Genomic DNA, 12,637 nt, shown 5'->3' with positions numbered 1-12,637 from the left:
GTGGTGTTGCTGTGTTTGTTTTTCCGCTCCCCACGATCATGTCATGGTCAGGGCGGGAAAGGATCAATGGGCTTCTTCGTGGTGATCGTCGCCGTGGTCGCAGATCAGTTTGAGGAAAACGGAAGTCAGAAGCATGAAGACGAGGGCTTGGATCAAACCAACCAGCAACTCGAGGAAGTAAAATGGCAGCGCGGGTAGGAACGCGATCTGCTTTGGAACCAGATTCATCATGGTTTCCAACATCGTTTCACCTGCGAAAATGTTACCGAACAACCGGAAGGAAAGCGCCACAGGGCGGAGGAGGATCGAGAACACCTCGATCACACCGACGACGAAGAAGATCACAATCATGAAAACCTTCATGAATCCGCTGAAATGACCCTTGGGAGCGAAAATGTGTTTCAGGAAACCAACCGGGCCGTTCTCCGACACCGCCCAGTAGAACCACAGCGCCGTGAAGATCAAAGACAACGCCGCCGTCATGTTGAGGTCAGCATTTCCACCACGAAGGAAAGGCAAGAATCCTTGGTGACCGTGGCCATCAACCGTCTCCCAACCGATGGTGCCGACGCCCGGAAGCAATCCGATCCAGTTGGTGAATAGAATCAGAATGAAAACCCCACCGAAAAACCAGAATGTGCGCTTCACCAGGTGAGCACCGAGGATACCTTCCAGAAATCCATACAGGCTTTCCACCAGCCACTCGGCGAGGTTTTGCAGACCGGTCGGAACGGCCTTCATCTGATGGGTGGCAAGCTTCGCAAAAACAATCACGATCAATGCCGCGACCCATGTCATGACCATCGAGTTGGTGATCGGCAGATCGCCGAAAATCCTCTCCGCATGCAGAGGCAGCGCGTGATGTTCACCCTCCTCCGCCGCGAACGCGGCGAGCGGGCTCAAGATCCAGAAAATGGCTGTGGAAAGGAAAAAACGCATGCAGGAAACCCGCTGACGGTGGGCGCGGGGTCTTTAAAGGATCGTCACCAACCTTCGCAAGATCTATTTGTGAAAAATTTCACAAGCTCCGAAAAATCCTTTGCTGATCAACGTTTCACAGCATTGCGAGCAGCTTAACAAGTGATCGGATTTCTACAGAGCGGATTGTGAATTCAACCGCAAATCCTTCGGTCGCACGAAACTTTTCCCCTCACGCCATTTAGCCAGCCTCTTCCGGGCATCCCCGATTCCGCAGCGAATTACGGTGCACATCCGAGGTCGCCATGCGGTCCGCTAACCGAATGGCATCTGCGCCAACGACAACTCCACCCGGTCTATCCAAGCCGCTCCGGCACCCTGAAACCCGCATAAGTCAAGCAGTCGCTGGAAAAAAATCGCGGTCGTTTCATCAGATTTTCTCTTGCCAACAACCGACCGCATTCGCAGAAACGTCGCTGCCATGAACAAAGCTGAACTCATTGAAGCCATCCAAGCCGCCCTCGGAAAAGACGCCACCAAGCGTGCTGCCGATGAAGCCCTCGAAGCCGTTCTCTCTTCCATCGCCAAAGGTGTGAAGAAGGACAAAAAAGTCCAAATCATTGGTTTCGGAACTTTCGAAGTCAAGAAGCGGGCCGCTCGTCAAGGTCGCAACCCGAAGACCGGAGAAGCCATGAAGATCGCCGCATCGAAGTCGGTCGGTTTCAAGCCTTCCTCCGTCCTCAAGGGCAGCCTGTGATCCCCGGAGGCTCCGGCCTCTTTTCCATCGACAAAAAAAACCAAAAAAACCCCGGCCTTCTGGCCGGGGTTTTCTTTTAGCCGGATCAGGGTTTTCAAAATCGATTTTCCGGCTTCAGTGGACACGGCACCATTCATCCGCTAAGCCCCGCGCGGGCAAGACCGCTTCCAAGCTCCATGAAACCACGAATCACTCTAGCAGAAACAGAACTGCCCGACGGCAACGTCCTTGAACTCCAGGAACACGACGGACGCAAGTTCCTCCTCGTCCACGGCCAGCAGATCTGCGGCCCGGCGACCCGTGCCGCCGAGGAAGAACTCGCCCGGCTCGCCTGCGCTCCCTTCCGTCCGGCCCGCCAGCCGAAGATCTGGTTCTGCGGTCTAGGCCTCGGCCACACCATCGCCGCGGTCGCCAAGGAACTCCCGCAGAAACGCGCCACTTTCATCGTTGCCGAACCAATGGCCGCGATTCCCGAATGGCACCGCACCCATATTCCCGACAGCCCGCTACTCGTGGAACCCCGTATTTTGTTAGAAAACGATTGCAGCCCGCAGGCGCTCATCCGCCAGGACGGCTCGCTCCACGCCATCCTCGTCCACCTCGATGCCTCGCCAACCGGCCCGCGCAACCGCACTTGGATCGATGAACGCCGCTGGGTTTCCGCCGCCTTCGAAGCGCTCCAACCGGGCGGTTTGCTCGCCATCGCCGGCTCACGTCACGTCGCCAATCTCACCCGTCGCCTCCAGGGATCCGGTTTCGAGGTTGCCGAATTCACCGTCCCCTCCTCGCCAAATGCCAGAAAGCCGCGTTTCCTGCCGATCTGGCTCGCGCGGAAAGGCAAAGCGGTGGATTGATCTTTCACGGATGGCGTGTTTGATTGCGTCGTCCCATGGCCCGTATCACCCCTTTGCACCTCATTCCCGCCTTGATCGCCGCCGCATCCCACGCCGGTGAAATCACGATCGAGCAACAGCCGTTCGTCGTTGAGAAATCCGTCAGCGCTGTCGCCCTTCCCGTCGGTGACGGCACCTTGATCCAGCTCGATCCGAAAGCGTGGGCCGAGTTCACCATCACGAAAATCGCAGCGCACGGCAGCAAGGTCGCGAAAGGCGATATTCTTGTTAGCTTCGATCCCGAAGACATCGACAAAAAACTCGTCGATGCCCGGCGCGCGTTGGAAGCCGGCACACTCGCCCTCCAACAGGCCGAACTCGACAACAAGCTCCTCCAGGAAACCGCGCCTAACAAACTGGACGCCCTCCGCCGCGCCGCGGAAATCGCCGCCGAGGAGAACGCCTATTTCACCAAGATCCGCCGCAAGTCCTCCGAGGAAACCGCCGCCCAATCCCTCAAGCGCAGCGAGCAAATCCTCGGCAACCAGCGCGAGGAACTCCGGCAGCTTACCAAGATGTATCAGGCGGATGACGTCACCGAAGAGACCGAGGAAATCATCCTGGTCCGCCAGCAGGATGCCGTGGCCGCCGCCGAGTTCGCACTCCGCATGGAAACGCTCGATCACAAGCGTACCCTCGAAGTCACCCTGCCACGCGAAGCAACCACCCTCGCCAACAACGAACGCGATACGGCGATCAATCTCAAGAAAGCCGAGGCCGAAATCCCCCGCTCCATTGAGCAAGGCAAAATCCAGCTCGAGTCACTGAAAACTGCCAACCAGCGCGCAAAGGAAGAGCTCGCCCAACTCGAAGCGGACCGCGCCTTGTTTGAAATCAAGGCACCCGGCGACGGATTCTTCTATCACGGTCCCATCGAAAAAGGCCGCTGGACTCCGGGAAAAGTTGTGGAGGCCCTTGTTCCGCACGGCCGTCCTCCGATTCACACCGCGTTTGCCACTTTCGTTCCTAACAGCGTAAAACTCGAACTGATCTCGTTCCTGGACGACGCCACCGCGCGCTCACTCAAGCCGGACCTGTCGGGCATCGCCACCCTCGCCGGACGCGAGGATGTGGAAATCCCCGTCAAGCTTGCCACCTTGGCTGGCGCGCCCGGCGCGGACGGCACCTATCGCGCCGATTTCTCGCTCACCTGGCCCAAGGATCTGACACCCGCCGCGGGAGCCACTGCCCAGATCCGTCTGATTGCCTACCAACAAGCCGCTGCTGTCGTCGTTCCTAACAAAGCTCTCGCCTTCGGGGCATCCGGATGGACAGTCGAGGTCAAGCTCGCCGACGGAAAGACCGAACGCCGTCCGGTCAAACGGGGCCGGGTTTCCAGCGATGAAACTGAAATCGTCTCCGGTCTCGAAGTCGGCCAGGTCATCGTGGTGCCGGAGAAGTAAGACCCAAGACATAAGACTTGAAGACGGAAGAGAGATAAAGTTCATGCCACGTCATCCCGCCGCTTCTTTTCTTCTCTACTTCTTATGTCTTACGTCTTGCAGTCTTGTGTCTTCGGCGGCCGAAGCCACTCCCGCCGCCATCGACGCTTCGATCACACGTGGTGTCGATTTTCTCCTCACCCATCAGAACAAAAACGGGTCCTGGGGCAGCGCCCGGAATACCAAGGACCTCAACATCTACGCCCCGCTTCCCGGCGCCCACCAGGCCTATCAGGCCGGCACTTCAGGACTGGCCCTAACCGGCCTCATCGACTCCGCCGACGCGCGGCCGGAGGTGAATGCCGCCATTGAAAAAGCCGCCGCATGGACCGCCTCCGAGCTGCCGAAACTCCGCCGCGCCGACCCCACCACCACCTACAACGTCTGGGGCCACGCCTACGGACTCCGCGCCATGACCCGTCTCTATCAGCGGGAAACCGATCCCGTAAAAAAGGCCGAATGGGTCCGCCTCGGCCAGGAACAGATCGAACTCGTGGACCGCTACGAAGACGTCAACGGCGGCTGGGGCTATCTCGATCTCGATAGCCTCACCACCCAGGTCCCCTCCGGCATTCCCACATCGTTCACCACCGCCACGGTCCTGTTAGCCATGAACCACGCCCGCGATGTCATGGGCGTGAAACTCAATGACAAGCTCGTCCAGCACGCCATCGCCGGCGTCAACGCCCAGCGCACACCGGATTTTTCCTACGTTTACTCATTCGCCCACCGGATGCGTCCGCGGGTGGACATCAACCGCCCCGCCGGTTCGCTCGGCCGTTCGCAGGCCTGCAATGCAGCCCTCCGCGTCTTCGGGGAAAAGACCGTCACCGACGAGGTTCTAACTACCTGGGCGGACAGATTCCTCGCGCGCGAGGGATTTCTCAGCAACGTCCGCAAGCGCCCTGTGCCCCACGAAGGGCAGTTCCGCATCGCCGGTTATTTCTACTACTACGGCATCTATTATTTCACCGAGTCCGTTCGATTGCTGCCCAAGGAAAAGCACGCCGCCTACGCGAAACGCCTCGCATCGATTCTGTTGGAGCGTCAGGAAAAAGACGGCTCCTGGTGGGACTATCCCCTCTACGACTATCATCAGGCCTACGGCACCGGCTACTCGCTGATGGCCCTGGCTTGGTGCCGCGATGCCCTGAAAAAATAAGCGATGACGCCCCTTCCAGCCCCCTCCACCGCCACCACGATCCTCTCCTTCGATTTCGACGGAACCCTGCACTGCGCTGCCGAGTATCCGCCGGTGCCGGTCGGTTTTTTCGAACTCATCCGCAAATTGCGCGAGGAGCAGGGTATCGTCTGGGGAATCAACACCGGCCGCTCAATGCCGCAGATGGTTGAGGGTTTCATTGAGAGTGCGTTCCCGTTTCTGCCGGACTGGGTGGTCGCCCGCGAGCGCGAGGTGTATTTTCCCAACAATTTCGGCCGATGGTTGCCCGAAACGAAATGGAACAAACGCTGCGAAAAGGAAATCCACGGACTTTTCAAGCACTCGAAAAAACTCCTCGCCCGACTCCGCCAGGAGGTCGAACAACACACCGGTGCTCAATGGATCGAACTCGAGGGGGAACCTGCCGGCATCATCTCCAAGACCGAGGAGGAAATGGAATGGATCGTCGATCACATCGGGCCCATCGTCGCCGCCGAACCGCATTTCTCCTGGCAGCGGAATTCGATCTATCTGCGCTTCGGCCATCGGGATTTCCAGAAAGGCAGCAGCCTGAGCCACGTCGCGGATCATTATCAGCTCCCGGTCGGTCGCAGATTCGCCATCGGCGACAGCCACAACGATTTAGAAATGCTCGATCCCGCCAACGCCGGAATGACCGCCTGCCCTGCCAACGCCGTGGACGATATTAAACGGAAGATCATCGCCACCGGCGGCCTCGTCACCCGCGCGTCCCATGGCCACGGCTCGGTCGAGGCACTCAGGCATTATTTTGGGTCGGGGAATTAAATTTTAAAAACTTTATTATTTACATACCCGTAGTATCCGGGTAGTTGTTTTCCACCTCGCGCTTGCTGCAAGCAGATCGGGTTCCGGGGGGAAACCATCTGCAATCATTGCCGCTATCCCTCGCGCGGGGGGATATGTATAAGGCGCGGATCTCGGAAACGAATCCGCGCCTTTTCATTTTCCCAAGAGGCGGACTAACAAAAAATCCGCCCCAGCGCCGGCGGCTTGCTTCCCGCGGCGGTGTAAAGCAGCGGACGAAGTGTTTCCAGCAGCCTCCTCGCCGCTAGACTGTCCCGACAAAGCGCACGGATCACATGCACTCCTCCGATCAGCGGGCCGTGGCCGAGATAAACATCATCGCCGTTGAGCGCATCCAAAGCTTCTGCAGGCCAGCTCTCCGCCATCTCCCCTGCGGCATAGACGGAGAGGTAATGCGCTGCTGGAAATTTCGCCCTCAGCGCTTCCAAGCTGTCATCGCCAGGTTTGAGATCATAGCGCTCGCGAGCGATGAGCTTCTCACCCAGAAACAAATCCAGCTCCCAACGCAGATGCTGATAGGAAAAAACCTCCCCCATCGCCACCCGCCCCGGCGCGATCCAATCGAAGAATAGCAGGCTCGCCGCCGGATCGAGATCGATCCTCGTCCGTTGGACATAGCGTGCACCGGCATGTGGAATGAACGGCTCGGGGATCCATTCGAGCGATGCATTCTCCTCCACCCGGAAATGTTGGCAACTCACCGCCGCCGCTCCCGAGCGGGTGCGGTAAACCCGTGAGGCCGACGGCGTGCTGAGTACCAGTTTCGCACCGGAGGCGACATGGATGTTAGATTCCAGATGATCCCCATCGAAAAAGCCGGCAGTCGGGTTGACGATGCTCTGAACGAGATGTCCTTGGTCGAGATGCGATTTGCTCAAATGAATCGGCGCACGGAAGCTCTGCCGAGAAATGAAGGGCACGCCATCGGCACGGACCTCGCAACGGAGATCGAGATGTCCGTTGATGGAACTGCCGGAAACGTTGGGCTCAGACGAAGAGATACTCATGCTTCAGCCAGGCGAGGAGATCGTCCTTTCCTTTTTCGGATTTGAGATCGGCAAAGAGAAAAGGTCTCGTTCCGCGCTGCATCTTCGCATCGCGGGCCATGACTTCCAAGTCCGCTCCGACGTAAGGCGCGAGCTCGGTTTTGTTGATGAGCAGCAGATCGCTGGTGCGGATGGCCGGACCGCCCTTGCGCGGGATTTTGTCTCCTTCCGCAACGTCGATCACATAGATGTAGGCATCCACCAACTCGGGAGAAAACGTGGCTGATAGATTATCACCGCCGCTCTCGATGAGGATGAGTTTCAAATCCGGATGGCGGTTTTCCAAATCAATGACAGCCGCCATGTTCATGCTCGTGTCATCGCGGATCGCCGTGTGCGGACAGCCACCGGTTTCGACTCCGATGACCCGGTCGGCTGGCAGCACGCCCGCGCGGAGAAGGAACTCGGCATCCTCGCGGGTGTAAATGTCGTTGGTGATGACGGCGAGCGAGATCTCGTCCTTGAGCCACTGGCTGAGACGGAGCACGCACATCGTTTTCCCGGAGCCGACAGGGCCGCCGACACCGAGACGGAAAGGACGTTTGTCAGGAAATGAAGAGTCGGTGGTTGGCGCGGGCATGACGAAGTGAGGCGATTTCGATAAGCGGATTGAACCAACCGTCAACGGGTTGGGAAAGTGAATCGTCGATTTTTTCTCCCAGTTTCACCAGCGACCGACGGGCGATCAACTGACAGGAGGTCTGACCGATGCGCATCAGCTTCATCGAAGCGGCAGTCAGCGCGACGATGGCTTGGAAAGCAAACGCGCGCGCCGCCTGGCTGACCGGCAGCGACGAAAGCTCCAGCGCCGTAACAACAAGATGGTGGCTGCGCGGCGAAAGTTCGCGGTAGCGGAGGACGAGCGGCGAAGGATCGAGCTGCGCTAACAAGTCCAAACGCTGCGAACCGATCCGGCGGCTGGCGTCGCGGAGTTCTGCGGGAATCCTCCACGCATCGAGCTCTTGGTCGATTTCCAACATCGCTTTTGAATCCCCCGAATTCACCGCCGCATGCGAACGGGCGAAGAGAGGGATTTCAAAAATCAGAAGCGCGGGTAGGATTTGTTTTTCGATGAAATTCTCCAAGTCCTGTGCAGACCTAACGACGCCGGATTCCACCAGCTCTTCAAGACCGAAGGAATGGGCGTAGGAACCGGACGGATAAGCCGTGTCATTGGCCTGGAGAAGCCAGAGTGTGGGATCGGCACTCATGGGGTATGGGCCATCGCCTTCATGGGAGTGAAAAGAACCTCGGGTTCGGAATACTCCCATCCTTCGCGTTCCAAGAGTTGGGCCATCGCCTCATCGTGCAGGACCCAAATCGCACCTTCAACAATCTGTGCGGGAAGATGGAGGTTGCCCACTTTCCAGCCTACGAGCGCGGCTTGATCAGGTGTTCCACATAAAATCTGATAGACCGTCTCCGGAAGTTGCCGAACAACATAGTCACAACCGTTCTGTTGGAAAATGACACAGCCATCCGTGAGGCGATCCTCCAAATCGAATCCGAATTCCGTCCCATCTTCAGCGCTCCCCCGCCAGCGGCGTTTGAGAAACTGCCGACGCTCGGCCGAGAGGACGATTTGTCCGTCGGGTGATCGGAGAGATGTCTCCGCGAGCTTGCGCAGGATCAGATGCATGGGTGGCGGATGAAAAAGAGTCGCGACATGTTCATCGCATGATGAGCAGATGTCATGCCGAAAAGAACTTCCGGGAGCGCACCGCATTGAGCCACAATTCATTCCACGGAATGAATCGTCGATTCACAAGAGAACCCTGTCAGCACCTTACCTGATCGCCTGATACACTCCTTCGTAGCCCTTCCCGAAAACCGTCTGCCACAGACGGAAATTTCCGGAGCGGAAAGCCCCAGCGCAGATCTGCAGGTAATAGCGCCATTTTCGATAGAAACTCTCGTCGTAGAGATGCTTGATGGAAGGCCATCCTTTGACGAAATTATCATGCCACGCTATCAGAGTCGGATCGTAGTAGGCACCGAATTCCTGCACGTCCAGCAGAGTGAACAGCCCGTCGGCGGCGGCGGCGATCTGGCCGAAGCTGGGATTCACGAGACCCGGAAAAATATGATTGGTGACCCATTCGACTTCCGGAGTATTCAGGGTCGGCGAGGCATTGATGTTGCCGAAGGTATGCAACAGGAACAGGCCGCCCGGCTTCAGGACCTCATGCACTTTCTCGCAGTAGGTGCGGTGGTTTTTCGGGCCCACATGTTCGAAAATTCCAATGGAGGAGACACGGTCGAACTGGCCCTCCACATCACGATAGTCCTGCAAAACCAAAGAGACCGGCAGACCTTTACAACGTTCCATTCCCAACGCTACCTGATCCTTCGACAGCGACACTCCCAGTCCATGATCAAGTCCGTATTGCCCGACAGCAAATTTCAGAAAGCCGCCCCAACCGCAGCCGGTATCGAGGATTGTCATGCCGGGTTCGAGAAGGAGCTTCCTGCAAACCAGATCATACTTTGCCAACTGGGCATCCGCCAGATTGGTGACTCCTTCTTTCCAATAGGCACAGGTGTAAGCCATCGTCGGGTCGAGCGTGACTTCGAAAACCGGACCCAGATCGTAATGGCTCGCAATATCGCGGGCGGCGCGGGGCCTGGTCTGCCGGTTCAACAGCCGACCGGCCCAATACTGAAGGACATTCGGCAGGGCATGATAGAAACGGGCGTTGAGCCCGGATGACAGGCAACGGTGAAAATAGCCTGCGATATCATCACATTCCCAGATCCCTTCGACATACATGTCCCCGAGTTCAGTTAGCCCGTTTTTCAGCGGGGACAGGATGCGGCGGGCGAACTGCTGCTCGTCCCGCACGATGATATCCCACGGTTCGGGATTGGCGGGATTGATGCGGATTCCGGCATCCGCCAGAATCGAAACCAAGCTATCGGCGGCATCGCCGGATTTGGTTTCCCGAACACCCGCCGCCGGGAGATTTCGGGCCCCATCAGTCACTAGTGATTGTGCTTTCATCGGGATCGGGAAGTTCCTCGGTTTCAACAAACACTGCCTGCCGGTTCAAGCAAACTGGAGCGTGTGAAACGAGATTCAGGTCGCAAACATTGCCGACTAGGTTACATTTCCTCTTCGCGGAACCAAGCTATTTCGATGCCATGGATTTCCGGCACGCGGACTATCTCATCCGGAATGCAAAGACCCGCACGGGTTCAATCCCGCGCTTTCACATGTCGCAATTTCCGACGGGAATCAAAAAAGGAAATAACGCTGCGCCATCGGCAGCACGGACATCGGCTCACAACGCAACTCCTCGCCGTCGGCAGTGACCGTGTAGGTGTCGGGGTCAACGGTGATCTTCGGCAACGAGTCGTTGAACGGCAGATCCTTCTTGGTGACGGTGCGACAATTTTTCACGGCGACGAGACGCTTGGTCAGGCCGAGTTCTGAGAGAGCCCCCGATTCAAGAGAGATCCTGCTGACGAACGTGACCGAGGTGGACGCGACGGCCTTGCCGAAAGCTCCGAACTGCGGGCGATACATCGTCGGCTGAGGCGTGGGAATGGAGGCGTTGGGATCTCCCATGTTGGCCCAGGCGATGAGGCCGCCTTTAAGAATGGTTTCCGGCTTCACCCCAAAGAAGGCGGGTTTCCAAATCACAATGTCAGCAAGTTTTCCGACTTCAATACTGCCGACCTCGTGAGCAATACCGTGGGTGATGGCCGGGCAAATCGTGTATTTCGAAACGTAGCGAAGGGCGCGGAAATTGTCCGCGGCGGGATGGCTCGGACCTTCAAGTTTTCCAAACTGCACTTTCATCTTGTGGGCCGTCTGCCAAGTGCGGGTGATGGTTTCGCCGATGCGGCCCATGGCTTGCGAGTCAGATGACATCATCGAAATCGCACCAAGGTCATGAAGCCGATCTTCCGCCGCTATGGTCTCCGGGCGGATCCGGCTTTCGGCGAAGGCGACGTCTTCCGGGATGCGCGAGTCGAGGTGGTGGCAAACCATCAGCATGTCCAGATGCTCGTCGATGGTGTTGGTCGTAAAGGGACGTGTCGGATTGGTAGAGGATGGCAGGACGTTGGCCTCCCCGCAGACACGAATGATGTCGGGAGCGTGTCCTCCACCGGCCCCTTCGGAGTGATAGGTGTGGATCGTGCGGCCTTTGAATGCGGCAAGCGTGCTTTCGACGAAGCCGGCTTCGTTGAGCGTGTCGGTGTGAATGGCAACCTGGATGTCGAATTCATCAGCGACCGTTAGACAAGTATCGATGGCGGCGGGGGTGGTGCCCCAGTCCTCATGGAGTTTGAGGCCAATGACACCTGCCAGAACCTGTTCGCGAAGCGGTTCGGGTGAGGAGCAGTTTCCTTTTCCAAGAAATCCGAGATTGATAGGGAACGCGTCGGCCGATTCCAGCATGCGGTGGATGTTCCACTTCCCCGGAGTGCAGGTGGTGGCGTAGGTTCCATGCGCAGGACCGGTTCCACCGCCGATGAGAGTGGTAACGCCGCTGGCGATGGCGTGCTCGATCTGCTGCGGGCAGATGAAATGGATATGGGTGTCGATACCGCCGGCGGTCACGATGCTGCCTTCGCCAGCGATCACTTCGGTCGCGGCGCCGATGGTCATAGTGATGCCGTCCTGCAGTAGAGGATTTCCCGCGTGGCCGATTCCAACGATGCGGCCGTGCTTGATGCCGATGTCCGCCTTAATGATGCCTTGGGCAGCGTCGAGAATGAGAGCGTTGGTGATGACGAGATCTAACGAATCCGCATCCAGAGCCAGCGGTGACTGGGCCATGCCGTCGCGGATCACCTTGCCGCCGCCGAATTTCACTTCGTTGCCGTAGCCGCCGTTTTCGGCGATGAGGTCGCGCTCGACTTCGATGAAAAGTTCGGTGTCGGCGAGACGAACCTGATCGCCGGTCGTCGGGCCGAACATGCCGGCGTAGTTGGCGCGGGTTTGTTTCATGAGTCTAGCGGTCCGTTAATGAGATTGTTGAGACCATGCACCTCGCGGGCTCCGGCAAAAGCGACTAACGGAATTTCACGGGTGTCGCCGGGTTCAAAGCGGATGGCGGTGCCGGCGGGTATGTTGAGACGGAAGCCTCGCGCCGCGGAACGATCGAAGCTGAGGGAAGCATTCACTTCGGCGAAATGAAAATGACTGCCGACTTGGATCGGACGATCGCCGGTGTTGGCCACCACGATGCTAACGGTTGCCAGGCCGGGATTCAGATCGAGATCCGGCGCACCGGGCGGGGTGATGATTTCTCCTGGGATCATCGGACGGGATTGTGAACGGTGACGAGTTTGGTGCCGTCCGGGAATGTGGCTTCCACTTGGACGTCGTGAATCATTTCGGCGACGCCTTCCATGACTTCATCACGGGAAATGAGGGTGGTGCCGTAGCTCATCAGCTCGGCCACGGATTTTCCATCGCGGGCCGCTTCCAACAGCTCGGCGGTGATGAGCGCGACGGTCTCGGGATAATTCAGCTTCAGGCCACGGGCACGGCGGCGGCTGGCGAGATCGCCGGCAACGACGATAAGTAGTTTTTCCTGTTCGCGCGGTGAAAGATGCATCGG

The 12,637-nt window shown here is 58.0% G+C and carries 14 protein-coding genes; 5 read left to right on the top strand and 9 right to left on the bottom strand.

The window, feature by feature from the left end; all coding sequences use genetic code 11:
* Positions 1–63: 63 nt before the first annotated feature.
* Positions 64–939: a F0F1 ATP synthase subunit A gene (gene atpB, locus ABIQ96_RS20460; protein WP_348216495.1), complete on the bottom strand. Its 876-nt coding sequence runs from the start codon at positions 937–939 to the stop codon at positions 64–66.
* Positions 940–1,399: 460 nt separating this feature from the next.
* Here atpB and ABIQ96_RS20455 point away from each other — a divergent pair, with 460 nt between their 5' ends.
* The 5 genes from ABIQ96_RS20455 (at position 1,400) to ABIQ96_RS20435 (ending at position 5,979) form a co-directional block, all read left to right on the top strand.
* Entirely contained in the window at positions 1,400–1,675 is a 276-nt protein-coding gene (locus tag ABIQ96_RS20455) for an HU family DNA-binding protein (RefSeq protein WP_348216494.1), read from the top strand.
* A 176-nt stretch (positions 1,676–1,851) separates the two neighbouring features.
* Positions 1,852–2,529, top strand: coding sequence for a hypothetical protein (locus ABIQ96_RS20450; RefSeq protein ID WP_348216493.1), 678 nt, complete (start codon positions 1,852–1,854; stop codon positions 2,527–2,529).
* Between the two features lie 35 nt (positions 2,530–2,564).
* Positions 2,565–3,971 carry a hypothetical protein gene (locus ABIQ96_RS20445; RefSeq protein ID WP_348216492.1) on the top strand — a complete coding sequence of 469 codons (1,407 nt, stop codon included), beginning with the start codon at positions 2,565–2,567 and terminating at the stop codon, positions 3,969–3,971.
* A gap of 43 nt (positions 3,972–4,014) precedes the next feature.
* Positions 4,015–5,172 (top strand): hypothetical protein, encoded by a 1,158-nt coding sequence (locus tag ABIQ96_RS20440; RefSeq protein WP_348216491.1) that lies wholly within the window; start codon positions 4,015–4,017, stop codon positions 5,170–5,172.
* A 3-nt stretch (positions 5,173–5,175) separates the two neighbouring features.
* Positions 5,176–5,979 carry an HAD hydrolase family protein gene (locus ABIQ96_RS20435; protein WP_348216490.1) on the top strand — a complete coding sequence of 268 codons (804 nt, stop codon included), beginning with the start codon at positions 5,176–5,178 and terminating at the stop codon, positions 5,977–5,979.
* 194 nt (positions 5,980–6,173) lie between these two features.
* Here the strand turns inward: ABIQ96_RS20435 and ABIQ96_RS20430 are convergent, their stop codons facing one another.
* The 8 genes from ABIQ96_RS20430 to ureA form a co-directional block, all read right to left on the bottom strand.
* Positions 6,174–7,025: an urease accessory protein UreD gene (locus ABIQ96_RS20430; protein ID WP_348216489.1), complete on the bottom strand. Its 852-nt coding sequence runs from the start codon at positions 7,023–7,025 to the stop codon at positions 6,174–6,176.
* A complete protein-coding gene (gene ureG, locus ABIQ96_RS20425) occupies positions 7,006–7,644 on the bottom strand; it encodes an urease accessory protein UreG (RefSeq protein WP_348216488.1) in 639 nt (212 codons plus the stop codon). The genes ABIQ96_RS20430 and ureG overlap by 20 nt, the downstream gene beginning before the upstream one ends.
* Positions 7,610–8,275: an urease accessory UreF family protein gene (locus ABIQ96_RS20420; protein WP_348216487.1), complete on the bottom strand. Its 666-nt coding sequence runs from the start codon at positions 8,273–8,275 to the stop codon at positions 7,610–7,612. The genes ureG and ABIQ96_RS20420 overlap by 35 nt, the downstream gene beginning before the upstream one ends.
* Complete coding sequence (locus ABIQ96_RS20415; RefSeq protein WP_348216486.1) at positions 8,272–8,703, bottom strand: hypothetical protein; 432 nt, start codon at positions 8,701–8,703, stop codon at positions 8,272–8,274. Before ABIQ96_RS20415 ends, ABIQ96_RS20420 begins: the two co-directional genes overlap by 4 nt.
* 147 nt (positions 8,704–8,850) lie before the next feature.
* Positions 8,851–10,065: a cyclopropane fatty acyl phospholipid synthase gene (gene cfa / locus ABIQ96_RS20410; protein ID WP_348216485.1), complete on the bottom strand. Its 1,215-nt coding sequence runs from the start codon at positions 10,063–10,065 to the stop codon at positions 8,851–8,853.
* Positions 10,066–10,299: 234 nt separating this feature from the next.
* Entirely contained in the window at positions 10,300–12,021 is a 1,722-nt protein-coding gene (gene ureC / locus ABIQ96_RS20405; protein ID WP_348216484.1) for an urease subunit alpha, read from the bottom strand.
* Entirely contained in the window at positions 12,018–12,335 is a 318-nt protein-coding gene (locus ABIQ96_RS20400) for an urease subunit beta (RefSeq protein ID WP_348216483.1), read from the bottom strand. The genes ureC and ABIQ96_RS20400 overlap by 4 nt, the downstream gene beginning before the upstream one ends.
* Positions 12,332–12,634, bottom strand: coding sequence for an urease subunit gamma (gene ureA / locus ABIQ96_RS20395; protein WP_348216482.1), 303 nt, complete (start codon positions 12,632–12,634; stop codon positions 12,332–12,334). Before ureA ends, ABIQ96_RS20400 begins: the two co-directional genes overlap by 4 nt.
* Positions 12,635–12,637: the final 3 nt, after the last annotated feature.

The sequence above is a fragment of the Luteolibacter sp. genome (assembly GCF_039920825.1).
Taxonomy (GTDB): Bacteria; Verrucomicrobiota; Verrucomicrobiia; order Verrucomicrobiales; family Akkermansiaceae; genus Luteolibacter.
Note: the sequence above shows the minus strand (reverse complement) of the source record. Positions and strands in the feature narration are given on the sequence as shown.